This window comes from Hominisplanchenecus faecis (assembly GCF_020687205.1).
Taxonomy (GTDB): Bacteria; Bacillota; Clostridia; order Lachnospirales; family Lachnospiraceae; genus Hominisplanchenecus; species Hominisplanchenecus faecis.
In genome coordinates this window covers 142034-168692 of sequence record NZ_JAJEQE010000001.1, presented here as the reverse complement: position 1 = coordinate 168692, position 26659 = coordinate 142034, and the positions used below count along the sequence as shown (strand labels likewise).

Genomic DNA, 26659 nt, shown 5'->3' with positions numbered 1-26659 from the left:
CATGCATTGCCACAGACTTTGCTATTGTAATTTTGGAGAAAGTGTTGTAAACTTATCGGCGATGTAAAAGTATGGAATTTTATATGAAGAGGATAAGTATATGGAAAACAGAGAACGTTATAAAAGACTGATCATGTTTCTGGCATCTGCATTTATTCTGACACTCCAGACAGGCGTGTTCGCTTATGTATGGTTTAAGGATTATGCATTTTCCGGAGCAATCGGAGAAGCTTTCTGGAAACGCGGAAACTATGTAGTCATTGCACAATATGCTTTGATGCTGTACTTCTTCTACCGTATTTACGGTGGCTTCAAAGTAGGATATTTGCGGGTTTTTGAAGTACTGTATTCCCAGGTTCTTTCCGTGCTCTGTGTAAATGCGATCACGTATCTGCAGCTGGCACTGATCGGACGCTGGAAGTTTACGAAATTCATAGAGCCGATTCTGAAAATGACAGGAGTCGATCTGGTGATCGTCGTAGCCTGGGTCGTATTTATGAGGTGGATCTATACAAAAATCTATCCGCCGAGACAGATGCTGCTGGTATATGGAGATTACAGCCCGCAGGATCTGATCCAGAAGATTTCCAGCCGTGAGGATAAATACAACATCTGCGAGAAGATCCATATCAGCAAAGGGATGGATGCGATCAAAGGGCGGATCGATGAGTATCATGCAGTGGTACTTGGAGATATTCCGGCATCCGAGCGAAATATCCTGCTCAAATATTGCTTTGAAAAAGATATCCGCTGCTACAGCATTCCGAAGATATCGGATATTATGATCATGAGTGCGGAAAATATTCACTTGTTTGATACCTCTCTGCTTTTGTTCCGCCATCGCGGACTGACAGCCGAGCAGCAGTTCTTCAAACGGGCGTTTGATATTGTAACTTCTTTGCTTGGAATTATTGTGGCATCGCCGTTTATGATCGTTATTGCCATTCTGGTGAAACTGTATGACAAAGGTCCGATACTTTATAAACAGGCGAGACTGACAAAAGGAGGCAAAGTCTTTTATGTAATGAAATTCCGCAGCATGCGTGTGGATTCGGAAAAACAGGGAGCAAGGCTGGCGATGAAGCATGATGATCGTATCACACCGGTTGGACGTGTGATACGAAATCTTCACCTAGATGAATTACCGCAGCTTTTCAATATCCTCAAAGGCGATATGTCTATGGTCGGTCCGAGACCGGAGCGTCCGCAGATCGCAGAAGAGTACAAAAAAGCAATACCGGAGTTTGATTACCGTCTGAAGGTGAAGGCGGGACTGACCGGATTTGCACAGGTTTATGGAAAATACAACACAACACCGTATGATAAATTAAAACTGGATCTGACCTACATTGAGAATTACAGTTTTGTGCTGGATATAAAACTGATGTTTCTGACCTTTAAGATCCTGTTCCAGAAAGAAAATACCGAAGGCGTGGAAAAATGGCAGGTGACGGCTGCTACCAGGGAAAATCTGGAGCAGATCAAAGAAGAGGAAGAAAAGGAAATGAAAGAAACCGGAAAACAGCAATAGGAGAACCGTATTTATGGAAAAAAGACCGTTAGTATCCGTGATCATACCGGCCTATAATTGTGCAGGGTTGATATCAAGAGCGATCGAGTCCGTGTTGATCCAGGAGGTATCGCTGGAGATCATCGTTATAGACGATGGCTCCGGTGACAACCTGGAGCAGGTGCTGGAGACGTATCGGGATAACCCTGCGTTTTCTTTTATTAAAAATAAGACAAATCTGGGTGCGGCCGGAAGCCGGAACAAAGGTGTGGCCATGGCGAAAGGCAGATATGTCGCGTTTCTGGATGCCGATGATTACTGGGCAGCCGGGAAATTAAAAAAGCAGACAGATGCTATGGAAAGGACAGGCTGTGTTTTAAGCTGTACGGCAAGAGAGCTGATGACTCCTCAGGGCGAACTGACCGGACGGATCATTCCGGTAAAAGAAGAAATCACCTACCGTGACCTTTTGCATCATAACAGCATCAACTGTTCTTCCGTTGTTTTGAAAACGGAAGTTGCGAAAAACTATCCGATGGAGCACGATGACAGCCACGAAGATTACATTACCTGGCTGAAAATCCTGCAAAAATATAAAAAAGCTTGTGGTATCCGGGAACCTCTGTTAAAATATAGGCTAAGTAATCAGGGAAAATCAGGAAATAAATTGCAGTCGGCGAGAATGACCTTTATGGTATATCGTTACCTGGGTTTTGGCATCTTGAAATCCTGTTATTATTTTGCTTCCTATGCTCTCCATGGTGTGTGGAAATATTATGGATTTTCCGGGAAAGAGCATAAAAAGACAACGGAAAACCAGAGGAGATAGGATATGAAAAGTTTTATCAAATATCTGTACAGCAAATGTCTGCAGATATTGCTGTTTCCATTTTGCCTCTTCCCGATCCGGAAGAACCGGCTGGCTTTTACCGGGCTTACAGGCGGCAAAGGATATGATTATTCCTGCAATCCGCGATATCTTTCGGACTATATCAGAGAGCAGGAGAAGGACACGTTTGAGATATACTGGATGGTTACAGATCCAAAGCGGTATCGTGACGAAGAAGAGAAGGATCTGCATTTTGTGAAACATTTTACGCTGAGAAGTTTTTATTATCTTCTGACGGCGAAAGTGATCATCACGAACGGCTCTTATGCTCCGTGGTTTCCGTTTCGCAAAAAGCAGTATCTGATCAACACCTGGCATGGCGGCGGAGCTTATAAGAAAATTGAAAATGACAAACCGGATGCCAACTGGGCGACCAGAAAGCGTGCAGAGTTCTGTGCGAAAAATATACAGCTGATCGTATCGAGCTGTCAGGCGGCAAGTGACAGGCTGTTTCGCCGTGCATTTCTTTACCATGGAGAAATCTTAAAATGCGGTATGCCGCGAAATGATTTTCTGGTCTGTGGGAACACAGAGCAGGCGGATCAGAAAGTAAGGCAGACCTATCAGATAGACCGTAAATACCGGATCTTGCTGTATGCACCTACCTATCGTTCAAATGGGAAAAATCAGATGCCGGATTTTACAGGACTTCGAAAAGTACTTGAAGAAAATGGCGAAAAGTGGTATGTATTATACCGGGCACATCGCTACAGTGAGGACGATTCTGCAGGATTGGATCCGGAATGCTCAGCGGATGTGACGGACTATCCTGATATGCAGGAGCTTTTAGCGGCAGCAGATATGCTGATCACGGACTATTCCTCCTGTATATGGGATTATTCTTTTTTATACCGACCATGCTTTCTGTATACACCGGATCTGCGGGAATATCTTGCAAAGACCGGTTTTTATGTAGATATTCATGAGTGGCCGTTTCCAATCTGTGAAAATATGGAAGATCTGGAAAAACAGATCCGCTCTTTCGATGAAGAAAAGAACAGAGCGAGGATCATGGAGCATCATCAGCAAATGGGAAGCTATGAGAGCGGACATGCCTGCGAGGCGGTCTGCAGTTGGATAAAGCAAAAAAGTATTTGTGAGGAGAACGCATAAAATGAGTCGATTTCTAAAAGACACGAAAAAGTACTACAAGTACGCGATCTATTCGGCAAAATCGAAATTGCAGTCTGAGGTGGCAAGTTCCTACCTGAACTGGCTGTGGTGGGTATTGGACCCGATCTGTTTCATGCTGATCTACACCCTGATCTTTGGTGTGGTATTTAATGCAAAAGAGCAGTATTTTACAATCTTCATTTTTATCGGTCTGACGATGTGGGATTTCTTTAATAAGACCCTTCAGCAGAGCGTAAAAATCGTCAAAAACAACAAGTCCATTGTGGCAAAAGTATATTTGCCGAAATACATTCTGGTTATGGTCCGCATGTTTGTAAACGGCTTTAAAATGCTGGTCTCTTTTGGCATCGTGATCATTATGATGGTCATTTACCGCGTGCCGGTCAGCTTTAATATTCTGTACATGATCCCGATCATGCTGACCCTGTTTCTGTTCACGTTCGGATGCAGTACGATCGTGGCACATTTTGGCGTATTTGTACAAGACTTGTCCAACGTGATCAATATCGTACTGCGTCTGCTGTTTTATATTACCGGTATTTTTTATAATGTAGAAACAAGGCTTGCAAAATTTGCACCGTGGAATAAAGTGATCCTTCATTGCAATCCACTGGCACTGCTTCTGACTTCTGCAAGAAAATGTATGATCTATGACCAGACACCGGCAAGAAAATTCCTGCTTCTGTGGATGGTGCTAAGTTTCATCCTGTCAGCGATCGGAGTAAAGATTATTTATAAATACGAAAACAGTTATGTGAAGGTGATATAATGGAACGCGAAATTGCAATCGAAGTAAAAAATTTATATATCAGTTATCGAAACCTGCAGAAGTTTTCCATCAAGCAGAGTTTATTACATTTCAAAAAAGTACAGGCCGATGTATTCCAGGCAGTAAAGGATGTATCCTTTGAAGTAGAAAAAGGAGAGATCCTCGGAATCATCGGAAAGAACGGAAGCGGAAAATCCACCATGCTCAAAGCACTGGCCGGCATTTTTTCACCGGATACGGGAAGCATTGACTTGAAAAACCATTCCGTTTCCCTTCTGTCGATCGGTGTCGGATTTGAAAAAGAGATGAGCGGAAGAGAAAACATCATTCTTTCCGGTATGCTTCTTGGTTTTTCGGAAGAGTTTATCCGTTCCAAGATGGATGAGATCATTGAATTCGCCGGACTTGGCAAATTTATTGATATGCCGGTGCGTACTTACTCAAGCGGTATGTATTCCAAGCTGGCATTTTCCATCACAGCCGTTCTGGAGACCGACATCATGCTGATCGATGAAGTACTCAGCGTTGGTGATGAAAAGTTTAAAAAGAAAAGTTATGAAAAGATGAAGAGCCTGATCTCAAACAGAGAGCGTACGGTTGTGATCGTTTCTCACAGTCTGGATACGATCGCAGATCTCTGCGACAAAGTCATGTGGATGCATGAAGGAAAACTGATCGAGATCGGAACACCGGATGAGGTTCTTCCACGTTATCTGGAATTTATGAAATAGGAGGCAGCATCGTGGAAAAAACAAATGTTTACGGCGTTGTACTTGCGGGGGGCAAGGGAACACGTATGGGGAATGTTGAGAAACCGAAACAGTTTATGGAAGTTGGCGGCAAGCCAATCATTATCCATACACTGGAGAAATTTGTGGTCAATCCGCAGTTTGAGCGTGTGATCGTTCTGTCACCGAAGCAGTGGATCACCTACACCCAGGATATCATTAAAAAATATATTCTGCTTTCAGATAAGATCGATGTGATCGAAGGCGGTGCGACCCGCAATGATACGATCATGAATGCGATCAGTCATATCGAAAAATTTTACGGACTGGATGAAGAAACCATTATTGTCACCCACGATTCCGTTCGTCCGTTTGTGACACACCGTATTCTGGAAGATAACATCCACTATGCGAAAGAGTACGGAGCCTGCGATACCGTTATCCCGGCGACCGATACCATTGTGGAGAGCATGGATAATCAGAAGATCAGCAATATTCCGGATCGTTCCAAAATGTATCAGGGACAGACACCGCAGAGTTTTCATGCAAAGCGTCTGCGTGAAGTTTTCGATGAACTGAGTGAGGAAGAGAAGACGATCCTGACCGATGCCTGCAAGATCCTCGTTCTCAAAGGGGATGCGATCCATCTGGTAGAAGGTGAAGTTTTCAATATTAAGATTACGTATCCGTACGATTTGCGTGTTGCAGAGTCTATTTTAGGAGGAAATGGCGTATGCTAAATACGGTGTATCAGCTGAAACGTCCAAGACAGTTTGAAGTCGCATTTAAGGAAATGGAGATCGATGACAGACAGGTGATCGTGCGTCCGACCAGACTGTCTATCTGCCATGCGGATCAGCGTTACTATCAGGGTGCAAGGGCGGAAGAGATTCTGCGTCAGAAACTGCCTATGGCATTGATCCACGAGGGGATCGGCAAAGTGATCTATGATCCGACCGGAACCTTTGAAATCGGAACAGAGGTTGTGATGATCCCGAACCGACCGGTAGAAAAAGACGATATCATTGCAGAAAATTATCTGCGATCCAGCAAATTCTGTGCGAGCAGCATGGATGGATTTCTGCAGGAATATGTTCAGGCTGTGCCGGATCGTTTTGTACGTCTGCCGCAGGGAATCAATCCGACGGTAGCTGCCTATACAGAGCTTGTCAGCGTGAGCTTTCATGCGATCAACCGTTTCTTACGTTTTTCACATGAGAGACGTGATGTGATCGGTGTGTGGGGCGATGGCAATTTGGGTTACATTACCTCACTGCTTCTGAAAAAGATGCTTCCGGATTCCAAAATCTATATTTTCGGTGTCACGGAAAACAAACTGTCGGATTTTACTTTTGCAGACGGTACCTACTGTGTCAATGAGATTCCGGCAGATATGCAGATCGATCATGCGTTTGAATGCGTTGGAGGCGGAGCGGCATCCAAAGCGATCAATCAGATCATTGATTATATCCATCCGGAGGGTACGATCAGTATTTTGGGTGTCAGCGAAGATCCGGCACCGATCAATACCCGCATGGTTCTGGAAAAGGGACTGCGTATTTTCGGCAGCAGCCGCAGCGGCAGAAGTGACTACGAAGGTCTGCTGCAATTATATGAAGAGCATCCGGAAGTAGTATCTTATCTGGAGAATATCATGGGTGCGGAAGTAGAAGTAAGAGATGTGAAGGATATAACCAGAGCATTTGAAATGGATATACACAAACTGATGGGAAAAACGGTGATGATCTGGAATGAGTAAAAAGATAAAGAGACTCTATCTTTTTCTGACCTTAAAGCTTCTTTTTCCCTGGCAATACAGGAGATTTCGTAAGCTGCCTTTAAAAAAGTGGAAAGCGGTGTTCATTGAAGCCAATCTGACACAGCTTTCCGGCAGCTTACGTTTTTTGTATCAGGTATTATGCAGCGAAGAAGAGATGGAAGTGAGCGTCCACTATCTAATGGAATCCGGAAACAAATGGAAATTTATTCAGAATGCGATGGCATGTCTGAAGGACTGTGCCGATGCACATTATATTTTTCTCTGTGAGGGTTCCAGGGTGATCAGCTGCATTGAGCCAAGAGAAGAGACGGTGATCACGCAGCTTTGGCATGGATGCGGTGCGTTCAAAAAATTTGGCTTCAGCACCTGTGAGGAGCTTTTCGGCGGAAGCAGAGAAGAATATCTGAAATATAATTACTATAAGAACTATGACTATATAACTGTATCAAGCCCGGAGGTTATCTGGGCTTATCAGGAGGCCATGAACCTTCCGAAAGAGGACAAAAGTGTTGTACCGATCGGTGTCAGCTGCACAGATCTTCTGTTCCGGGAAAAATTTCAGAAGGCAGCACAGAAAAAACTGCATGACATCTGTCCGGCAGCAAAAGGAAAGAAAGTCATGCTCTATGCCCCGACGTTCCGCGGAAGTGTGGGGGGAGCGAAGGCACCGGATGCCATGGATCTCTGTCTGATGCAGGAGAAGCTTGGAAAAGACTGGATTTTGCTGATTAAACAGCATCCGGTTGTGAAACAGAGACCGGAGGTTCCAAAGGAGTGTCAAAGCTTTGCGTATGATGTTTCTGATGCATTTGTCATCGAAGAACTGCTCTGTGTCAGTGATCTGTGTATTTCGGATTATTCGTCGCTGGTATTTGAATATTCATTATTCGAGCGTCCGATGCTGTTTTTTGCCTACGATTTTGAAGAATATGGAGAGTGGCGTGGTTTTTACTATGATTACCATGAACTGACACCGGGACCGGTTGTACACACCACGCAGGAGATTGTTGATTATGTACTCCATCTTAAGGAGCGTTTTGACAGAAAACAGGTCGCGGATTTCAAGGAGAAATTTATGAGTGCCTGCGACGGACATGCAACAGAGCGACTGCTGGAAATGATCAAGAAGGAGAAAACGGATGAGTAAGATGATAAGAGCAATGAAAAAGGTTTACTGGAAAGGAAGAAAGAAGATTAAGAAACTTCCGCCGGTAAAAGCAGTAAAGAAATATATGGGCAGAAAGAGAAAAGACAAGCTTCTCTATGAGACACTGCCGGCTGCATACAATGCACATAAGAATGAGCCGGTCGATGAACGAAAAGTCATTTTTATTGAGCTTCGTCTGCCGGACGTAAGCAACAGTTTCCGCATTCTGTATGATGAGCTGCAAAGAGATTTTGACCTGGATATCCATGTACATCTGCTGCGAAATTCTTTTGTCCCAAGAGAAGAATACATCAGACGCTGTAAAGAGATGCTGGCCGATGCGGCAACTGCAAAATACATCTTTGTAAATGAAGCTTCCGACGTACTCAGCTGCGTGGATATGCGGCCGGAAACGATCGTTACCCAGCTGTGGCATGCATGCGGAGCCTTCAAAAAGTTTGGTATGAGCACTGCGGAGCTGATCTTCGGACCGAATGCAGAAGAGCTGAAACGCCATCCGAACAACAAGAATTATACTTATGTTACCGTATCCAGTCCGGAGATCGTGTGGGCATATGCGGAAGCCATGGATATGAAGGACCGTCAAGATGCAATCCGCCCGGTCGGAACGAGCCGTACGGATATTTTCTATCGCAGTGAGACGATCGCTCAGGCATTCCAGAACCTGTACAAAGAATTTCCAAAAGCCAAAGGAAAAAAGATCATCTTATATGCACCGACATTCCGCGGTCGTGTGGCGAGGGCAAAAACGCCGGACTGCTTTGATCTGGAGAAGTTTGCCGAGCATTTCAAAGATGAATATGTAGTGATTTTTAAGCACCATCCGTTAGTAAAGAATGTACCGCAGATTCCGGAAGAATTAAACGGAACCTTTGCCATTGATGCAACAAAAACCATGACGATCGAGGATCTGCTCTGCGTCAGCGATATCTGTATTTCGGATTATTCGTCACTGGTATTTGAATATTCTCTGTTTGAGCGTCCGATGCTGTTCTTTGCCTATGACCTGGATGAATACTTTGATTGGAGAGGCTTCTATTACGATTACAATGAGCTGACACCGGGACCGGTCTGCAAGACAAACGATGAGATGATCGATTATATCAGCCATCTGGATGAACGTTTTGACAAACAGAAAGTCATTGATTTCAAAGAGAAATTTATGCGGTCCTGCGATGGCCATGCGACAGACCGTATTCTGCATATGGTTTTTGCGGATCGTTATGACAGTCTGAAACTGAGTCATGAAAGAACAGATGATGAGATCAAAGTTTCCGTTGTTATGCCGGTTTACAATGCAGAAAATTATCTGTTTGACAGCCTTGGAAATGTTCTGAAACAGACGTTAAAGGACATTGAAGTAATCTGCGTGGATGACGGATCAACTGACCGTTCGGCAGAGATCATCGAAGATTACGCATCGAGAGATTTCCGCCTTTCTCTGATCCGTCAGAAGAATCAGTATGCCGGAGCGGCGAGAAACGCAGGTCTTGCAAAATGTCGCGGTAAGTATGTGGTATTCTGGGATGCGGATGACCGATTTGCCCTGGATGCCCTGGAAAAGCTTTATACAAAAGCAGAAGCAGATGAGGCAGATCTTTGTGTCTGTGATATCTGCAAATGGGATCACACGACGGATCGTTACGTACTGCCGTCCAACTATCTGCGAAAAGAATATATGCCGGAGAAAGTGCCATTTTCAAAAGAAGATATTCCGCAGTATATTTTTAATTTTACAACGAATATTCCATGGAACAAAATGTACCGCCGTTCTCTGATCACAGACAACGATCTGAAGTTCGAACATCGCCAGAGAGCAAACGATGTCGTGTTTGTCATGCAGGCACTTTATCTGGCAAAACGTATTACCGTTGTAGATGAGAGACTGATCGACTATCGCTATAATAATGCGAATAATCTTACCTCAGGTCTTTCCAAAGATCTTTACAGCACGTACGATGCATTTCTGGCAGCACATAATATTCTGAAAGAGCGGGGAGCTTTTGAAAATGAGAAGGTAAAACAGAGTTTTGATAACAAAACCTTAAATCTTCTGGTTCAGAGTATCGATCTTCAGACAAACGAAGCATCTGCAAGAGAACTGTTTGATATGCTGCTTCAGGAGGGATTCCGGAAGATTGGAATCGAAGACTATGAGAACTATTATTATTCCAGAAAGGTATATCAGGCGTACCGTACGATGCTGACCGGTTCTTTAGTTGACACACTGATCGTACTGAAGGAACAGAAAAATACAAATCTGGAAGTACATCGCCAAAAACTCTGTATGCAGAGACTGAAAGTGCAGAGACAGACTGTCAAAATCCAGACGCAGAAGGAAAAATTAGATATCAAAACAGAACAATTAAAAAAATTAAGGGGACAAATGGGATACCGTATCTGCAAAAAACTGGGATTTTTTAAAGAGTAGGCACGGATGTCCGCAAATCAAAAGAAAAGAGGGGAGAATATGCTATCTGTCATCATACCGGCTTATAATGAGGAAAAAATGATACAGACAACGGCTGATACGGTGGACCGCATCCTGAGTGAGGCATCTGTCCCGTATGAGATCGTATTTGTAAACGATGGTTCAAAAGACGGAACCTGGCAGCAGATTGAGACGGCAGCCAAGAAAAATCCACATGTAAACGGACTGCATTTTTCCAGAAATTTTGGAAAGGAATCTGCTATTTTTGCCGGACTTGCAAATGCAGAAGGGGACTGCTGTGCAGTAATGGACTGCGATCTGCAGCATCCGCCGGAAGTCTTGGTTTCCATGTACCGTCTCTGGGAGCAGGGATACGAAGTGGTAGAAGGGGTAAAACGAAGCCGTGGAAAAGAAAGTACCATTCACAGGGCATGTGCGGGTCTGTTTTATAAAATGATGTCAAAGGCAGTGAAGATTGATATGTCACGTGCTTCCGACTTTAAACTTCTGGATCGCAAGGCAGTCGATGCCCTGCTTGAGATGCCGGAGAAAAATGCATTTTTCCGTGCACTGTCCTCCTGGATCGGTTATCGCAGCACCAGCGTGGAGTTTGATGTGCAGGAACGTACAGAAGGTGAGTCAAAATGGTCTACCTGGTCTCTGATCAAATATGCAGTGACTAATGTAGTGGCATTTTCAACAGCTCCGATGCAGTTTGTGACGGTGGCAGGTATCTTTACTTTTCTGTTTGCGATCGTGCTTGGTATTGAATCTCTTGTACGTTATTTTACCGGACATGCAGTAGAAGGTTTTACGACAGTGATCCTTCTGATCCTGATCGTCGGAAGCCTGATCATGATGAGTCTTGGAATCATTGGTTATTATATTTCCAAGATTTATGAAGAAGTAAAAGGAAGACCAAAATACCTGATCTCAAAAAAAGCAGGTAAGCGAAAATAGGAGGCCATTTTGTCAGGTTCAATCAAAAAAATCATTAAGAAGATTCCTTTTGTGGGCAGTTATGTGAAGAAAGTCCAGGCAGAAAAAAAGGAAGAAGAACAGAAACAAAAGCTGGAGAAAAAAAGGCTGGAACTGCAAAAAGAGCAGGAACGCATCAAAGTATGGCTGAAAAGTGAAAAGCAGAACGCTCCGGATAAAAACAGCCGGAAAATTTCTGTCATTGTGCATCATCATACAGGAGAGGAGCAGCTGCAGAAGCTGAAAGAGAATTTTAAAGAAGCAGCAGCTGGCCTGGAGTTTGAAGTGTTTGCGGCAGACATTGAATCAAAACAAAACACCTCATTTGCCGAATTCTGCAACGAAGCCGCAAGAAAAGCAACGGGTGAGTATCTGTTTTTTCTGGATGAAAGTGTACAGTTGGCATCCGAATGTCTGAATGCCATGCTGCTTGCAGCAGAACAGAACGAGAAGGCTGGGGCTGTGGGAGCAAGGATTCTCTATCCTGAGTCTGAGAAAGCCATTTCAAAGTTCGCTTCGGTGAAGAGCTGCGGCATTGCCTTCCACAAAAAAAACCGCAACAAAACCTGGTACTGGCAGCCGTATGATCTTCTGGCAGGCGAGGAGACTCTGGAGGTGGATCTTCAGCCGTCCGTTCAGAAGGCTGTCCGTGTGGATGTGATGCTTGTTTTGCGGGAGCGTTTTCTGGAAGTACGTGGTTTTGATCCGGCTTACCAGTCCATCCATGTAAAAAAAGATGAGTTTTCAGAGACAGACCTTTGCCTGAAACTTTCAAAAGCCGGATATCAGAATCTTCTGGCACCGGCTGCACTTGCTTTTCAGAGTGCAGAAGAAAAGAGCAAACCGGATCAGGCAGAAAAGGATCGAAGACTTTATAATCTTTATGTTTATCAGGGAAAATGGCAGAGCTGTCTGACACGGATGTTTTCTGAGGCAGAGGATAAGCCGATCGTGCCGGATCCGAAAAAGATCGATATTTGTGCTCCGATGCCGGATGACGAAAACAAAAAGTTCTGGGGGGATTATCATTATGCCCTAGCAATGAAAAAGGAGCTGGAGAAGCACGGCTATCAGGTGGATGTACGCCCTTATCAGAGATGGTATGAAAGCACAGACAGTGCCGTTACGATTGCTCTGCGTGGAAACCGGCCATATTATCCGAAAGAAGAGATTGTACAGAAAAATATCATGTGGAACATTTCGCATCCGGCTGATATTCCACAGGGAGAATACGAACGGTTTGATCTGGTCTACTTTGCATCGGAAAAACTGTGCAGAAAATGGGAAAACGAATTAAAAACAAAATGCGATGTGCTTTTGCAGTGTGCAGATCCGGATGTGATGAAGAGTACTGCCGGCGAAAAGAAATACGATCTGCTCTTTATCGGAAATTCCAGGCGTGTTTACCGTCAGATCGTGCAGGATGCCCTGACACTGGATTATCCGCTCACCATCTACGGAAGACACTGGGAAGCATTTGAAGAAGCACAGAAGTGTGTCAGAGAACCGTACATGCCAAACGATCAGGTTGGTCAGGCATACCGCGATGCGAAGATCGTGCTCAATGACCACTGGGATGATATGAAAGAAACCGGTATTGTCTCCAACCGCCTGTTTGATGCACTGGCAGCAGAAGCGTTTATCATCAGTGATGAGATGCCGGAGATCGAGGAGATCTTTGAAGGAACGGTTGTCACTTACAAAGACTGCAAAGATCTGAAAGAAAAAGTGGATTATTATATGGAACATCCAAAGGAAGCAGAAAAACTCGCTGAAAGAGGCCATCAGCTTGTGCTGGAAAAGCATACCTTTGCAAAAAGAATGGACAAACTGGTGCAGGATCTTTCCGGTCTTTAAGGAGAAACAGAAAAACAGCAGCCATTGCTTTGAAGCGATGACTGCTGCTTTATTAAGTAAATATCAGGAAAGTTCTGCATCGGCACAGTCGAGTGCGGCAGCGATGACCTGATCCATATCGTAATATTTATAATTGCCAAGTCTTCCGCCAAAAATCACACGCTCTGCCTTTGCAGCCAGTTCCTGATATTTGGCTGCCAGAGCGGAGTTTTTGGCATCATTGATCGGATAATACGGTTCGATGCCTGGTTTCCATTCCGAAGAATATTCTCTGGAGATGATGGTGAATGGCTGTGTGCCGAATGTAAAGTGTTTGTGTTCGATGATGCGTGTATAAGGAACTTCACGGTCGGTGTAATTTACCACGGCATTTCCCTGGTAATTGTCACATTCCAGACGTTCTTCCTCAAAACGTACGGAACGATATTCCAGAGATCCGTAGCAGAATCCGAAATATTCATCCAGCATACCGGTAAATACCGTCTTGTGTGCCAGGGCGGAGAGTTCTTCTTTATGGGCAAAATAGTCGGTATTTAAGCGGATATCTGCACCGGAGAGCATTTTTTCTACAATGGCTGTGTAGCCTTCAACCGGAATGCCCTGATAGCGGGAGTTGAAATAATTATTATCATAAGTAAAACGAAGCGGAAGACGCCTGATGATAAAGGAAGGCAGTTCCCTGCAGGAGCGTCCCCACTGTTTTTCTGTGTATCCTTTGATCAGCTTTTCGTAGACATCCGTTCCGACCAGAGATAAAGCCTGTTCTTCCAGGTTCTTTGGCTCTGTGATGCCAAGATCTGCGATCTGTTCGGCAATTTTGGCTTTTGCCTGAGCCGGTGTCTGGATGTTCCACATTTTACTGAAGGTGTTCATATTAAAAGGAAGATTATAAAGCTCATCTTTATAGATGGCTACCGGTGAGTTGATGTAGTTATTAAACTCGGAAAACTGGTTGATATAATCCCAGATTTTACGGTCAGAAGTATGGAAAATATGGGCACCATACTGGTGGACATGGATTCCGTCTACATTTTTACAGTAAATATTTCCTGCGATGTGATTTCGCTTTTCTACAACAAGGCAGGATTTTCCATGTTTTTTTGCTTCATGAGCAAAAACGGCACCGAACAGTCCGGCACCGACAATCAGGTAATCGTACATAATATACTCCTTTGGTTATGATATAGTCGTTATCCTGGGGAAATTGCGTTCACCCAAATCTTAAACAGAGTGTAACATAAAAGCAGAAAGTTGTAAAGAAAAGCAGAATACTTGATATTGAGTGTAAAAATGTGCTATACTCGTGAAGCAAAAGAAATGCACGTATCAGGTTTTGCGTGTATTTGATTGAATAAAGGCGGTGTTACCGAGAAATGAAAAAAAATAAGGGGAACCTGTGCAGAATGTTGCGATTCTGTATATGGTACTGCATGATAGTCGGAGTGATATGGGGGGTATGTCATCCGCTGAGCGTTCATGCAGATATTTATGATGCATCAGATCTGATCTATGCAGACTGGGAGGCAATCGGTGAGCTGGAGATTTCTTCAGCAAGAGGATGGCCCCAGTCTATTTGTGTTACGGACAAGTATATTGTATGTCTGATCAACGGGGCAGCAGCGGAAGCAATCCCGGATACGCTGATCGCGTTTAACAAAGACGATTACAGTTATGCGTTTGAAGTAACGGAACGAGATTATGAGCATGGAAACGGCATGACTTACAATAGTAAGACCAATGAGACCTATGTGATGCCGGGACCATGTCTGGATAAGGAAAATGAAGGCAATATTTATGTGGTAGATGCGGATACACTGCACTGGAAACGGACCTTTCAGTCCTCCAGCGGGCAGAATTTCGGCGGGATCGAGTATCTGGAAAGTACCGATCAGTACGTGGTATCAGGCGGAAACGGAAGTAAGTTCCGTCTGATGAACTCGGATTTTGAGATTCTGAAAATCATCGCTCCGAGAACCAAACCGGCAGGATCAACGTATCAGGATTTCTGTGTGACAGGGGATTATATTATCTCGCCGTGTTATGACGGAGAGAGTAAAGTAGATAATTATTTTGTTATCTATTCCCTTTCCCAGGGAGAATATCTGAATACGTTTTATGCGGATCTTCCGGGCGATGATGAGAAAAAGGAAATCGAATCCCTCTGTGAGATCGAGCCGGGCAAAATTATGCTTGGTGTGGGGATTAGCAATCCAAGAAGAGTCCGCCTTTATGTGGCAACGCTGCGTGCAGCTTATGACATCACTGCATCGGCAAAAAACGGAACGATCAGTGCCAGTGAGGAGACGGTGGAGAGCGGAACCGACTATCAGGTAAATTTTCAGCCGAATGAACATTATGAGCTGTCACAGCTGATCGTAGACGGAGAACAGGTAGAAAGTGATCCGAAACAGACAGAATACACGTTCCATGCGGTGTCCGGTAATCATTCGGTGCAGGCGATTTTTACAGAAATTCCACAGTATAAGATAAAAACAAAGGTGATTGACGGTAAGATTGATGAGACAGCGAGTGTTTACCGGGATGAAGACTGGACGGTATCTTATAAACCAAAGAAACACTATGAACTGAGCAGCATCTGGATTGACGGAACAAGCATCAATATTGAAAATGCGAAAGACAGTTATACGTTTACCAATATTCAGGGCAAACATGATATTCGTGTGAAATACACGGAGATTCCGTCCTGGGCGATCAGTACCAGTGTCAAAAACGGAACCATATCAGACAGCATACGCAAAGCGTACCGCGGCAGCAGCCATACGATCCAATTTGAAGGAAAGAAAGATTATGTGCTTTATGAAGTCAAAGTGGATGGTGTAAAAGTGGATAAAAAGCAGTTTACGGATTCGTATACTTTTGCAGATATCAGCGGTGCACACAACATACAGGTTGTATACATATGGAAATATCTCTGGGTATGTGCCCTTCTGGGAGCAGCATTTGCAGCATTTCTGATCTTCTATATCCGCATCCGTATCATCCGGAGAAAGAAAAGAAAGAAACGTCAGGAAGAGAGAGAACTGCGGGCTAAGGAGCTGGCTGCAAGAGAACTTGCGGAAAATGAAAACGCAGATGATATCACAGAAAATGCAGAGAATATGACAGAAACTGCCGATGATAGTACAGAAGATACAGAGGATATGACACAAACTACAGATGATCATACGGAAGATGCAGTCAGTGAAGAAAAGATAACAGATTCAGAAGAAACAGGAGAGTAGGTGAAGTCACTGTTTGGATATATCATTGTCAATAAGCCGGAGATGAAATTCAAAGAATTTGATCTTTACCATGCATATTACTGCGGGTTGTGCCGGTCGTTAAAGAAATGTTATGGTATGGCAGGTCAGATCAGTTTAAGTTATGACATGACCTTTCTTGCCATGCTGCTCTGTGGGCTTTATGAGCCGGAGGAAACATGCAGTCGGGAAAGGTGTGTGGCACATCCACTGTCCAGACATATGGCGATCGAGAATATTTTTACAGAATACGCAGCCGATATGAATGTTCTGCTTACCATGTATAAGTGTGAAGATGACTGGCAGGATGAGAAAAAGTTTGGCAGGCATCTTTACGGAAGCGTACTGAAAGTAAAAAGCACAAAAAAGAATCCATATCCGGAAAAGGCAGAAAAGATCAAAGCCTGTCTGGAAAGTCTTTCGCAGAAAGAAAAGGAAAATGTCCAGGATATCGATACGATGTCGGGGCTTTTTGGTGAGATCATGGCAGAACTTTTTGCTTATCAAAAAGATGCGTGGGAGCCGCTGCTGCGAAAAATGGGCTTTTATATGGGCAAGTTTATTTATCTTCTGGATGCTTATGAAGATGTTGAAGAAGATAAAAAGAAGCAGAATTATAATCCTCTGGCGATTTACAGCAAAAAAGCGGATTTTGAAGAATTTGCAGGGCATTTGCTGACCATGATGATCGCAGAGGCGTCCAGAGCCTTTGAACAGCTTCCGATTTTGAAAAATGCAGAGATACTGCGAAATATCTTATATTCCGGTGTCTGGTGCCGATACGAAATGATCAAAGAAAAACGCAGACAGAAAGCAGGAGAAAAAGCAGATGAATGATCCATATCAGATTTTAGGTGTTTCAAGGAATGCAACCGATGACGAAATAAAGAAAGCATATCGCAGCCTCAGTCGAAAGTATCATCCGGATGCCAATCTGGATGATCCAAAAGAGGCGGAAGAAAAGTTCAAGGAAGTACAGCAGGCTTACCAGCAGATCATGCAGGAGAGAAGTTATGGCGGCAGTGCAGACGGAAACGGTCAAGGAGGCTATAACGGAGATCCGTTTGGCGGATTCTGGCAGTACGGTGGCTTCAACACGCAGCAGAGGCAGGAAACCCAGGAAGATACGCACATGCAGGCAGCAGCAAACTATATCAATAACGGGTATTATCAGGAGGCACTCAATGTTCTTAGCGGGATCTCAAGCCGCAATGCCAGATGGTATTACTTAAGTGCACTTGCAAATTCCGGAGTCGGAAATAATGTAAAAGCACAGGAAGATATCAGTGAAGCAGTACGCCTGGAACCGAACAATTTCCAGTATCAGAGCCTGAAACAGCGTCTGGAGGGCGGTACCGGCTGGTATCAGAAACAGAGTACCGTGTATGGAAGACCAGATTTCTCCGGTCAGGACTGGTGCATGAAGATGTGTCTGCTCAATCTGTTCTGCAACTGCTGCTGCAACGGAGGTATGTGCTGCGGTACACCGATAGGATATCGATGATCAGGAAAAGAGGGATTTTAAGTGATTGATCTGACAGGATGTGTGTCCATTCCGTATTTTAAGAAAACCGTGTTTACGGGAAGTGATGGAAAAATGAGATATCTGCTCGGAAAAGCAGAAGAAAACGAAGAAACGGTTCTGAAAGCGTGGTACTGGGAAGGACCTTATGCCAGCATGTATGTGCCGGAGGAGAAAAAAACGGCCGCAGTTTTTCCGTTTTCAGAAGAAGGAATCAGCCAGGCGGTTGCCTGGCTGAATGAAGCTGCGGTTAATTTTTAGCAAAATACCACATATTTTTAATCTGACCGGAAATCTCCTGGAAAGTGTAAGTCTGGGAAGTGCGTACTTTGCTGGCAGGATCATGTACCGTAAAAGCACCGTCCTGATAACCGGTCAGCACAATGAAATGTCCGGTCGTGGTAAAAATACCAGGTCCCATGCTGCAGATGATCGGACAGCCGACCGAAAGTACATTGATCATGGCATTTTCATCCAGCCCGAGAATGCTTCCGCTGATCCCAAAATGCTCTACACCATTGGTCATCAATTCCCATTTAGTGTCCAGATTTTCATCCAGATAGCCATTGGAACTTGCATAATCTGCAATGACGGCAGGCGTAATGGAAGCATCCTGCAAAAGACCGCTGATCACCATGGAAAGGGCGGTCGGACCGCATCCGCTGACTGCAATGATCGTTTCCGAACCGTAAGGGGCATAGCCCCAGCGTTCATCCCACTGGATCAGGGCAGGGATCTCACCGGTTACAAAGTCATCTCCGATGCTTTTGGCAGCGGCATTTTTATGTTTTTTCGGATAATGCAGCACAAAATCCAGCATTTCGCTGTTTTTGGAAAGTGCTTTCAGCAGCGATTTCGGATAACGGGAAGGATCTTTTAAGATCTTTTTTAATTTGGGCAGATCCGCAGACTGCTGCTGCAGCAGACCAAGATAATCATCCGCAGAAACAGGGGTTGTCTCAGATACATCCGTTGTCTGGGACTGCTTTTTTTTCTTTTTCTGTGCTTTTTCGGTTGCTGCTGCGGTTTCCGTGTCCGGATCGTTTCGACTGGCCGTTTCCAGAGCAGCAGAAGATGCTGCTTCAGAGAAACGTTCCGATACGTTACCGGAAGTGGCAGTCTGTTTCTGCTGATGAACGTAAGTCAGAAGGCCAAGCCCGGTAAACATCAGGATTACACCAACGCCAAGAAGAATACTGAGGCGTATGATGTGAAGCTGCCGTTCTCTCTGCTGTTGTCGCAGCTGACGGTATTTTTCTCTGTCTTGTGTATCCATAAATTGATCTCCTCTTTGTAAACAGTATATCGCTTTTTGGACAGAAAATCTTCAACACAATGTAAACAATTTACGAAAAAAGCAGAAATGTCAGGAAATCATACCTTCTTTTTCCAGAATTCCCAGAATCTCTTCTGCAATCTCTGCGGATGTTTTCTGATCCGTTGCCACCTGGTAATTAGCGGCTGCTTCATAGGCAGGTCTGCGTTTTTCAATCAGGGCTTCGATGTCTGCTGTGTTTTTGCGGCCTTTTAAAAGCGGGCGGTTTTCATCGTCTGCCACTCTTTCAAGGATGGTTTCCGGAAGAGCAGTGAGCAGGACGATGATGCCGCTTTTTTTCATTTCACGAACATTTTCTTCCCGCATGGCGGCACCGCCGCCGCAGGAAACGAGAAAACCGCCAAGAGCGGAAGTTTCTTTCAGAAGATCTGTCTCAAGCTGACGGAAATAAGCTTCTCCGTGTTCAGAAAAGATAGCAGGGATGGACATACCTTCCCGTTTTTCAATTTCCTCATCCATCTCAAGAACCGGCCGGTGAAGCATCCTGGAAAGTTCAGCTGCGATCGTGGACTTTCCGCTTCCCATAAAACCGATCAGAAATAAATTTCCGGTAAAAGATTCTGCCTGTGTTTTTGTATTTGCTGTTGTCATATAAACTCCTTTGTACTGTACAAAATCAATTCTGACGTCTGCAGTTTCAGTTGGATGTATGCCAGGATGCACGGAGATTCTGTCAGGTAAATGTCAGCAGAGCTGACCAGAATTGCGTGCCAGGTCTTACGTGCGTTCGACTTGAAAAAACAGACATCATATTGGCACAATTATAACACGTAAGTGCAAGTCTATCCAGTCAAAATCAGTGACTTGCGGCTTTTTTTGCAAAGTCTGTGGTCACGAGCTGTTCATAAGGGACTTTTTCACTCAGCTCACCGGCACTTTCCAGAATGTCAGAAAGCAGCAGGAAACTGTCTTTTTCAAAAATCAGAGAATCTTTCCAGGTATCCTGTTCCTGATAACGTTTGACGATGGCGGTCAGTGTCTCCATGTCGGTATCATCAAACTGCGGTTTGATCACCTGTGCGATTTCAGCAGGCGTGTGGGCATGCACATAATCCATACCTTTTTGCAGAGCATTGGTGAATCCCTGGATGATCTGAGGTGATTCTTTCAGATAACTGGATTTTGCACAGTAAGCTGTGTAAGGAACATAGCCGGAGTCAACGCCGAGCGAAGCAACAACATAGCCGCTGCCTTCCTGTTCCAGAGCCGTGGCAGACGGTTCGAACTCGACGGTGTAATCACCCTGTCCGCCGGAGAAAGCGGCAGCAGTAGAACCAAAATCGATACTCTGGTCAATGGAAAGATCTGTTGCCGGATCAAGGTTATTCTTTTTCAGAATATACTCAAAAACCATTTCCGGCATGCCGCCTTTTCGACCGCCAAGTACTTTTTTGCCTTTTAAGTCCTGCCAGGAAAAATCAGGATCCTCTTCTCTGGCCACCAGAAAGTTGCCGGCACGCTGAGTCAGCTGAGCAAAGTTGACAACGGAGTCTTTGGCTCCTTCAGCATAGGCATAGATCGTTGCCTCAGCTCCCATAAAGCCGATGTCTGCCTCGCCAGAAAGTACGGCTGTCATGGTTTTATCTGCACCAAACCCGGTGACAAGATTCAGATCTATTCCTTCTTCGGCAAAATAGCCTTCCTGTATGGCAACATATTGAGGGGCATAAAAAATGGAATGTGCTACTTCGTTCAGGGTTACTTTGGAAAGCGTTTCACCGGAAGGATGTTTTTTGCAGCCGACAAGTGCGAGCAGTGCAAAAAGGATCAGGAAAGATAAGAGAAATGATTTCTTTTTCATAAAAACTCCTTTCTTTTTCTAACTGTAATATATGAGAAAGAAAAAGAAAGGTGCATTTGCATTCGGATTGAAGATTTTCAGCTCCTGTGTTACAATACGAAAAGAGGTGTCGCAATCAATGCTTTCCAGGTTCGGCATCCGGAGCATGGGTTTGAAATTTTATCAGAAAATAAAACGACAATAGGCAAGGAGGAACATACAATGAAAAAACCGATTCTGGTAATTATGGCAGCAGGAATGGGAAGTCGATATGGTGGTTTAAAGCAGATCGATCCGGTCGATGCACAGGGACACATCATTATGGATTTTTCGATTTATGATGCAAAAAGAGCAGGATTTGAGGAAGTTGTATTTATCATAAAAAAAGAAAATGAGGCAGACTTCAGAGAGAGTATCGGAAACCGCATGAGTAAAATTATGAAGGTCTCCTATGTATACCAGGAACTTTCCAATCTTCCGGAAGGATTTGAAGTGCCGGAAGGAAGAGTGAAACCGTTTGGTACCGGCCATGCGATCCTCAGTTGTATCGATGCGATCAGCGGTCCGTTTGCGGTGATCAATGCAGATGATTATTATGGTGTTCATGCATTTCAGGAGATTTATGATTTCCTGTCCACACATCAGGATGATGATAAATATCGTTATACTATGGTGGCATATAAAGTCGAGAATACTCTGACAGAAAACGGTCATGTGGCGAGAGGAGTCTGCACAACAGATGAGCAGAATCATCTGGTTGCGATCCATGAGCGTACGCATATTGAAAAACGTGGTGATCAGACGGAATACACAGAAGACGATGGACAGACCTGGACTGTGATTCCGGAAGGTTCTCTAGTTTCCATGAATATGTGGGGATTTTCTGCAAGTATTCTGAAAGAACTGAAAGAACGTTTTCCGGTATTCCTGAAAAAAAATCTGTCGGTGAATCCGATGAAATGCGAATATTTCCTGCCGGAGGTAGTCAGTAACCTGCTTTCAGAGGGAAAAGCAACGGTAGAAGTTCGTAAATCACTGGACAAATGGTATGGCGTTACCTATAAAGAAGACAAACCGTTTGTCGTAGCGGCAATCCAGTCTTTAAAGGATCAGGGTCTGTATCCGCAGAAGCTCTGGGAGGAGTAAAAGTATTAAAAAAAGATAAAATCAGCTGAAATCGTGTACAGGAGAGACGGTAACTCTTTACACTACAAGTTTAATGTGCTAAAATGGAAAAAGTGATATTTCAGGTGTGGCTTATGTCAGAAAACACAAAAAGAGCAAAAAGTAAAGGGGTTACGTCATGAGTAAGAAAATCAGAACAGAGGCAGTGGACAGTCTGTTTGAGGCTATTTTGAGTCTGCAGGATAAGGAAGAATGTTATGCATTTTTTGAGGATGTATGTACCGTAAATGAGCTTCTTTCTCTGTCACAGAGATTTGAAGTGGCAAAGATGCTTCGTGAGAAACGTACTTATCTGGAAATCGCAGAGAAGACAGGAGCTTCCACCGCAACGATCAGCCGTGTGAACCGTTCTCTGAATTATGGAAATGACGGTTACGAAATGGTGTTTGACCGAATGGGCAAATAAGAGACAAAAAGAGCTGTATGGTCCGTGTCAGAAGACACGAACCGTACGGCTCTTATTTTTTCTTCAGAAAATCGGGTGCAGGCAGTTGGTCGATCAGACGTTCGATCATTTGCTTTTTCAGGTAGACATCGAAACTCAGCATGCAGATAAAAGAGAACTGCCGTAAGAAATCCTGCTCTTCTTCGGATGCATCGGAAAAACTGTTCTGAGAAGTACTGTACAGGCGACGTACCGTGTCTTTCAGAACATCCACCTGCGATTTTTCCAGTTCCATGACTTCGTTGTAAATAGATTCCAGATTGTAACCGTCTTCCTTCTGAAAATATTTTCCGGTCAGAGGTTCCATTAAAGTCTGAATATCAGTAATAGAAAGGAAAGATTTGAAATAATAAATAAAGAGCATCAGAAGCATATGTTCTCTGGAATACTTTTTCTTTTCCGGCGGTGGAAGCAGATGATTTTTTGCATAGTTGTTGATCATGGTCTTTGTTAAGATCTTATCGCTTGGATAACGTCTGGTGGAAGCCAGATGAGAATCCATGAAGGTGGTTACCTGATCCATATATAACTGTATATCGGGAATATCCTCGGACTTCACGTAATCAATACGGTCAAGACTGTCGAGAATACTCTCCAGAAGCTGGTCTGTGTTGATTGTCATTGCAGTATCCTCCAAAATCCGCCCTGCGGGCTTCTTTTTCATGTTTTTGTATAAAAGTAGTACAAGATAATGACCCTGGCATCATCGTATTACATTATATAGTTTTTAAAACCAGATGACAAGGGCTTTGATAAAAAATATCAAAAGATAATCTGATGAATTATTTAATTTTTCTTAAAATAAAATAATTGGGTTGACATTTTGCATTCATGCTGGCACTATATCTGTTATGAGAAAACACCCGTTTTAGAATACTTGTAAGAAAGAATTTGAAATGTGAAAAGGGAGGTAATCATTATAAAAGAGATCATAGCCAGGAAGAAAACACTGCTTTGCAGAGTGGCGGTGATTTTAGGCTTTTGTATTTTTTATCTGTCAGGTTTTTCATGGCTGGAGAACAGGCATGTTTCCGGCATACATATTACTGCCTGTGCTTTGGATTATAAGATTCCGTTTCAGGAGATTTTTATCATACCATATTTATTATGGTTTGTTTATATTGCGGCGACGGTGATTTATTTTCTGTTGCACGAGGATGAGAATTTTAATGCACTTGCTGGGACACTGGCTCTTGGTATGACACTTTTTCTGGTTGTATCTGCCATTTATCCAAATGGACTGAACCTGCGTCCGGTGACGTTTGAAAGGGACAATATTTTCATCAGGCTGGTGCAGTTTGTTTATAAGAACGATACACCGACCAATGTACTGCCAAGTATTCATGTATACAATTCACTTGCTGCCTTTATGGCGATCAAAAGAAGCAAGCTTGCCCGGAAACAAAAAGGCTGGGCATGGGGCACTGGTATTCTGACGGTTCTGATTATTTTAGCTACTGTATTTTTGAAACAACATTCGATGTTTGATGGAGTCTGTGCTCTGGCACTGTACGTTGTTACAGATAAACTCTGCTATGGTGTGAATCCGGAAACAGAGCGGAGCAAAGTACGAAATCAGTTAATTTAGGTGGAGGAAATTATGAGTGTATATGACACACTGAACGATAAACAAAAAGAAGCGGTCTTTCATACGGAAGGACCGCTTCTTGTACTGGCGGGAGCCGGTTCGGGAAAGACACGCGTGCTGACACATCGCATTGCCTGTCTTATGGAAGAAAAGAAGGTAAAGCCATGGAATATTCTGGCGATCACGTTTACCAATAAGGCAGCCGGTGAGATGCGTGAGCGTGTGGATAAGTTAGTCGGAGATGCCGCTGGAAAGGTTTGGGTTTCTACCTTTCATTCAGCATGCGTCCGGATTTTGCGACGGGACATTGGATGGATCGGATTTGACACCAATTTTGCGATCTATGACACCGAAGATCAGAAAAGCCTGATGAAAAGTGTCTGCAAACAGCTTCAGGTGGATACCAAGCTTTATAAAGAACGGGCACTGATGTCCGCGATTTCGGCAGCGAAAGATGAACTGGTAAGTCCGCAGGAGTTTGCACTTCGGGCACAGGGAAATTTCCGTCAGGAGACGGTCGCAAGGGTTTATGCAGAATATCAGAGACAGTTAAAAAGCAGCAATGCTCTGGATTTTGATGATCTGATCATGAAGACTGTGGAACTGTTCCAGGCAAATTCCGATATTCTGAATGAATATCAGGAGCGTTTCCGTTATATTATGGTGGATGAGTATCAGGATACCAATACGGCACAGTTTAAGCTGGTCAGCCTTCTGGCAGCAAAATACCGTAATCTCTGTGTGGTTGGTGATGATGATCAGTCGATCTATAAATTCCGCGGAGCAAATATCCAGAATATTCTCGGATTTGAAAAAACATTTCCGGATGCGACAGTGATCAAGCTGGAGCAGAATTACCGTTCGACGCAGAACATTTTAAATGCGGCAAATACAGTGATCGCCCACAATAAAGGACGAAAAGAAAAGAAACTGTGGACGGCAAACGGGGAAGGCGATAAAGTCCGGGTACGCAGTTTTATGTCTGCGTATGATGAGGCAGAGATCATTGTTGGAGAGATTGCTGCAAAAGTACGAAATCAGGATGCCCAGTACGGAGATTTTGCGGTTCTTTATCGTACCAATGCTCAGTCACGTATATTTGAAGAAAAGTTTCTGATGGCGAATATACCGTATAAGATCATTGGAGGTGTAAACTTCTATGCCAGAAAAGAGATCAAAGATCTGCTGGCATATTTAAAAACCATTGATAATGCAAGGGATGATATCGCCGTAAGACGTATCTTAAATGTACCAAAGCGTGGGATCGGTGCGACGACGATCAACCGTGTGCAGGAATATGCAACGGAACAGAATGTCAGCTTTTATGAGGCACTTTCTGAAATTTCAAAGATTCCGGGCGGCGGAAGGGCAGCTGCCAAAATTGAGAGTTTTGTGACGTTGATCCGCACGCTGCGGACACAGGAAGATTATTTCAGTGTACAGGAGCTTTTGCAGGAAGTGATCGACCGGACCGGTTATGTAAAAGAACTGGAAGCAGAAGGCACAGAAGAAGCAAGGGCACGTATTGAAAATATCGATGAACTGATCAACAAAGCAGCTTCCTATGAAGAAGATGCACAAGAGCCATCACTGGAAGGTTTTCTTTCGGAAGTGGCACTGGTTGCCGATATCGACAGTATGGATGACGATGCCGGAAGAGTGATTCTGATGACGCTGCACAGTGCCAAGGGACTGGAATTTCCGCAGGTTTATCTGACCGGTATGGAAGATGGGCTTTTTCCAAGTTATATGTCGGTGGATTCGGAGGATCCGGATGCTCTGGAAGAGGAGCGGAGACTTTGCTATGTCGGCATCACAAGAGCGATGCAGGATCTTACTCTGACACATGCGAAAAAGCGTATGACGCACGGAGAAACACATTACAACCGTCCGTCCAGGTTTCTAAACGAACTTCCGGAAGAGCTGTTGAAAAAAGAGAAACGGGAAGAGCCAAAGGAGCAGGAGCCGAAGCCGCGTGTTCAGACCTCTTTCATGCAGGCAAAGAGCATTTTTCAGACAAAGGCTTATGACAGTGTGTTTGATCTGAAAAAAGGAATGCCGGCAAAAGCAGGCAGTCTGGACTATGCCGTTGGAGATACCGTTCGTCATATCAAATTCGGCGTTGGCATCGTAGAGAAGATTGAAGACGGCGGCAGAGACTATGAAGTGACGGTGAATTTTGAAAAATGCGGCGTCAAAAAAATGTTTGCTGCTTTTGCAAAATTAAAGAAATTATAAAAAAGAAGAATTATTCAGATTTTTATAGTATTTTCACCGAAAAAGTGATATACTTATCGGA

24 protein-coding genes are annotated in these 26659 nt (G+C 44.0%); 19 read left to right on the top strand and 5 right to left on the bottom strand.

The window, feature by feature from the left end; translation table 11 throughout:
• The first annotated feature begins 100 nt into the window (after positions 1-100).
• The 11 genes from LKD42_RS00750 to LKD42_RS00700 are packed head-to-tail and all read left to right on the top strand — an operon-like array spanning position 101 to position 13244.
• A complete protein-coding gene (locus LKD42_RS00750) occupies positions 101-1531 on the top strand; it encodes a sugar transferase (protein WP_147632568.1) in 1431 nt (476 codons plus the stop codon).
• A gap of 13 nt (positions 1532-1544) precedes the next feature.
• Positions 1545-2339, top strand: a complete 795-nt coding sequence (locus tag LKD42_RS00745; protein WP_147632569.1) for a glycosyltransferase family 2 protein — start codon at positions 1545-1547, stop codon at positions 2337-2339.
• Positions 2340-2342: 3 nt separating this feature from the next.
• A complete protein-coding gene (locus LKD42_RS00740; protein ID WP_248834515.1) occupies positions 2343-3512 on the top strand; it encodes a CDP-glycerol glycerophosphotransferase family protein in 1170 nt (389 codons plus the stop codon).
• A 1-nt stretch (position 3513) separates the two neighbouring features.
• Entirely contained in the window at positions 3514-4302 is a 789-nt protein-coding gene (locus LKD42_RS00735) for an ABC transporter permease (RefSeq protein ID WP_248834514.1), read from the top strand.
• On the top strand, positions 4302-5033 hold the full coding sequence (locus LKD42_RS00730; protein WP_022119685.1) for an ABC transporter ATP-binding protein: 732 nt from the start codon (positions 4302-4304) through the stop codon (positions 5031-5033). Before LKD42_RS00735 ends, LKD42_RS00730 begins: the two co-directional genes overlap by 1 nt.
• Positions 5034-5044: 11 nt before the next feature.
• The gene (locus LKD42_RS00725; protein ID WP_147632572.1) at positions 5045-5770 is read left to right on the top strand and encodes an IspD/TarI family cytidylyltransferase; all 726 of its coding nucleotides are present in this window, start codon (positions 5045-5047) and stop codon (positions 5768-5770) included.
• Positions 5764-6789, top strand: a complete 1026-nt coding sequence (locus LKD42_RS00720) for a zinc-binding dehydrogenase (protein ID WP_022119683.1) — start codon at positions 5764-5766, stop codon at positions 6787-6789. The genes LKD42_RS00725 and LKD42_RS00720 overlap by 7 nt, the downstream gene beginning before the upstream one ends.
• The gene (locus LKD42_RS00715) at positions 6782-7957 is read left to right on the top strand and encodes a CDP-glycerol glycerophosphotransferase family protein (protein ID WP_147632574.1); all 1176 of its coding nucleotides are present in this window, start codon (positions 6782-6784) and stop codon (positions 7955-7957) included. Before LKD42_RS00720 ends, LKD42_RS00715 begins: the two co-directional genes overlap by 8 nt.
• Positions 7950-10409 carry a CDP-glycerol glycerophosphotransferase family protein gene (locus LKD42_RS00710; RefSeq protein WP_248834512.1) on the top strand — a complete coding sequence of 820 codons (2460 nt, stop codon included), beginning with the start codon at positions 7950-7952 and terminating at the stop codon, positions 10407-10409. Before LKD42_RS00715 ends, LKD42_RS00710 begins: the two co-directional genes overlap by 8 nt.
• Positions 10410-10415: 6 nt before the next feature.
• Positions 10416-11369 carry a glycosyltransferase family 2 protein gene (locus LKD42_RS00705; protein ID WP_283094939.1) on the top strand — a complete coding sequence of 318 codons (954 nt, stop codon included), beginning with the start codon at positions 10416-10418 and terminating at the stop codon, positions 11367-11369.
• A gap of 9 nt (positions 11370-11378) precedes the next feature.
• Positions 11379-13244 carry a glycosyltransferase family protein gene (locus LKD42_RS00700; RefSeq protein ID WP_248834510.1) on the top strand — a complete coding sequence of 622 codons (1866 nt, stop codon included), beginning with the start codon at positions 11379-11381 and terminating at the stop codon, positions 13242-13244.
• Positions 13245-13307: 63 nt separating this feature from the next.
• Here the strand turns inward: LKD42_RS00700 and glf are convergent, their stop codons facing one another.
• Positions 13308-14408, bottom strand: a complete 1101-nt coding sequence (gene glf, locus LKD42_RS00695) for a UDP-galactopyranose mutase (protein ID WP_248834532.1) — start codon at positions 14406-14408, stop codon at positions 13308-13310.
• 239 nt (positions 14409-14647) lie between these two features.
• Here glf and LKD42_RS00690 point away from each other — a divergent pair, with 239 nt between their 5' ends.
• Genes LKD42_RS00690 through LKD42_RS00675 form a run of 4 tightly spaced genes read left to right on the top strand, consistent with a single transcriptional unit; the run spans position 14648 to position 18287 of the window.
• Positions 14648-16486 (top strand): InlB B-repeat-containing protein, encoded by a 1839-nt coding sequence (locus LKD42_RS00690; protein ID WP_248834509.1) that lies wholly within the window; start codon positions 14648-14650, stop codon positions 16484-16486.
• A complete protein-coding gene (locus LKD42_RS00685; RefSeq protein ID WP_331464733.1) occupies positions 16487-17341 on the top strand; it encodes a DUF5685 family protein in 855 nt (284 codons plus the stop codon).
• Positions 17334-18008: a DnaJ domain-containing protein gene (locus LKD42_RS00680; RefSeq protein WP_022119675.1), complete on the top strand. Its 675-nt coding sequence runs from the start codon at positions 17334-17336 to the stop codon at positions 18006-18008. The genes LKD42_RS00685 and LKD42_RS00680 overlap by 8 nt, the downstream gene beginning before the upstream one ends.
• A 21-nt stretch (positions 18009-18029) precedes the next feature.
• On the top strand, positions 18030-18287 hold the full coding sequence (locus LKD42_RS00675; RefSeq protein WP_022119674.1) for a hypothetical protein: 258 nt from the start codon (positions 18030-18032) through the stop codon (positions 18285-18287).
• Here LKD42_RS00675 and LKD42_RS00670 read toward each other — a convergent pair.
• The 3 genes from LKD42_RS00670 to LKD42_RS00660 form a co-directional block, all read right to left on the bottom strand.
• The gene (locus LKD42_RS00670; RefSeq protein ID WP_248834508.1) at positions 18277-19302 is read right to left on the bottom strand and encodes a C39 family peptidase; all 1026 of its coding nucleotides are present in this window, start codon (positions 19300-19302) and stop codon (positions 18277-18279) included. The two genes, LKD42_RS00675 and LKD42_RS00670, sit on opposite strands and share 11 nt — an antisense overlap.
• 90 nt (positions 19303-19392) lie before the next feature.
• The gene (locus LKD42_RS00665; RefSeq protein WP_248834507.1) at positions 19393-19953 is read right to left on the bottom strand and encodes a shikimate kinase; all 561 of its coding nucleotides are present in this window, start codon (positions 19951-19953) and stop codon (positions 19393-19395) included.
• Between the two features lie 205 nt (positions 19954-20158).
• Positions 20159-21163 (bottom strand): ABC transporter substrate-binding protein, encoded by a 1005-nt coding sequence (locus tag LKD42_RS00660; RefSeq protein ID WP_173896321.1) that lies wholly within the window; start codon positions 21161-21163, stop codon positions 20159-20161.
• Positions 21164-21364: 201 nt separating this feature from the next.
• On the opposite strand from LKD42_RS00660, the gene LKD42_RS00655 reads away from it, so the two are divergent.
• Positions 21365-22288, top strand: a complete 924-nt coding sequence (locus tag LKD42_RS00655; protein WP_173865876.1) for a nucleotidyltransferase family protein — start codon at positions 21365-21367, stop codon at positions 22286-22288.
• A 157-nt stretch (positions 22289-22445) separates the two neighbouring features.
• The gene (locus tag LKD42_RS00650; protein ID WP_022119817.1) at positions 22446-22733 is read left to right on the top strand and encodes a YerC/YecD family TrpR-related protein; all 288 of its coding nucleotides are present in this window, start codon (positions 22446-22448) and stop codon (positions 22731-22733) included.
• A gap of 52 nt (positions 22734-22785) precedes the next feature.
• On the opposite strand, the gene LKD42_RS00645 is transcribed toward LKD42_RS00650, so the two are convergent.
• The gene (locus LKD42_RS00645) at positions 22786-23394 is read right to left on the bottom strand and encodes a DUF1836 domain-containing protein (protein ID WP_022119818.1); all 609 of its coding nucleotides are present in this window, start codon (positions 23392-23394) and stop codon (positions 22786-22788) included.
• A gap of 276 nt (positions 23395-23670) precedes the next feature.
• Between LKD42_RS00645 and LKD42_RS00640 the strand changes: the two genes are divergently transcribed.
• Positions 23671-24360, top strand: coding sequence for a phosphatase PAP2 family protein (locus LKD42_RS00640; protein WP_022119819.1), 690 nt, complete (start codon positions 23671-23673; stop codon positions 24358-24360).
• A gap of 12 nt (positions 24361-24372) precedes the next feature.
• Complete coding sequence (pcrA, locus tag LKD42_RS00635; RefSeq protein ID WP_248834506.1) at positions 24373-26598, top strand: DNA helicase PcrA; 2226 nt, start codon at positions 24373-24375, stop codon at positions 26596-26598.
• The last annotated feature ends 61 nt before the right edge of the window (positions 26599-26659 follow it).

Coding starts and splice junctions, on each gene's coding strand:
- LKD42_RS00660 (WP_173896321.1), bottom strand. CDS start 21,163: ATGAAAAAGAAATCATTTCTCTTATCTTTCCTGATCCTTTTTGCACTG.
- LKD42_RS00705 (WP_283094939.1), top strand. CDS start 10,416: ATGTCCGCAAATCAAAAGAAAAGAGGGGAGAATATGCTATCTGTCATC.
- LKD42_RS00650 (WP_022119817.1), top strand. CDS start 22,446: ATGAGTAAGAAAATCAGAACAGAGGCAGTGGACAGTCTGTTTGAGGCT.
- LKD42_RS00735 (WP_248834514.1), top strand. CDS start 3,514: ATGAGTCGATTTCTAAAAGACACGAAAAAGTACTACAAGTACGCGATC.
- LKD42_RS00655 (WP_173865876.1), top strand. CDS start 21,365: ATGAAAAAACCGATTCTGGTAATTATGGCAGCAGGAATGGGAAGTCGA.
- LKD42_RS00670 (WP_248834508.1), bottom strand. CDS start 19,302: ATGGATACACAAGACAGAGAAAAATACCGTCAGCTGCGACAACAGCAG.
- LKD42_RS00730 (WP_022119685.1), top strand. CDS start 4,302: ATGGAACGCGAAATTGCAATCGAAGTAAAAAATTTATATATCAGTTAT.
- LKD42_RS00710 (WP_248834512.1), top strand. CDS start 7,950: ATGAGTAAGATGATAAGAGCAATGAAAAAGGTTTACTGGAAAGGAAGA.
- LKD42_RS00715 (WP_147632574.1), top strand. CDS start 6,782: ATGAGTAAAAAGATAAAGAGACTCTATCTTTTTCTGACCTTAAAGCTT.
- LKD42_RS00720 (WP_022119683.1), top strand. CDS start 5,764: ATGCTAAATACGGTGTATCAGCTGAAACGTCCAAGACAGTTTGAAGTC.
- pcrA (WP_248834506.1), top strand. CDS start 24,373: ATGAGTGTATATGACACACTGAACGATAAACAAAAAGAAGCGGTCTTT.
- LKD42_RS00690 (WP_248834509.1), top strand. CDS start 14,648: ATGTTGCGATTCTGTATATGGTACTGCATGATAGTCGGAGTGATATGG.
- LKD42_RS00745 (WP_147632569.1), top strand. CDS start 1,545: ATGGAAAAAAGACCGTTAGTATCCGTGATCATACCGGCCTATAATTGT.
- LKD42_RS00750 (WP_147632568.1), top strand. CDS start 101: ATGGAAAACAGAGAACGTTATAAAAGACTGATCATGTTTCTGGCATCT.
- LKD42_RS00680 (WP_022119675.1), top strand. CDS start 17,334: ATGAATGATCCATATCAGATTTTAGGTGTTTCAAGGAATGCAACCGAT.
- LKD42_RS00740 (WP_248834515.1), top strand. CDS start 2,343: ATGAAAAGTTTTATCAAATATCTGTACAGCAAATGTCTGCAGATATTG.
- LKD42_RS00665 (WP_248834507.1), bottom strand. CDS start 19,953: ATGACAACAGCAAATACAAAAACACAGGCAGAATCTTTTACCGGAAAT.
- LKD42_RS00645 (WP_022119818.1), bottom strand. CDS start 23,394: ATGACAATCAACACAGACCAGCTTCTGGAGAGTATTCTCGACAGTCTT.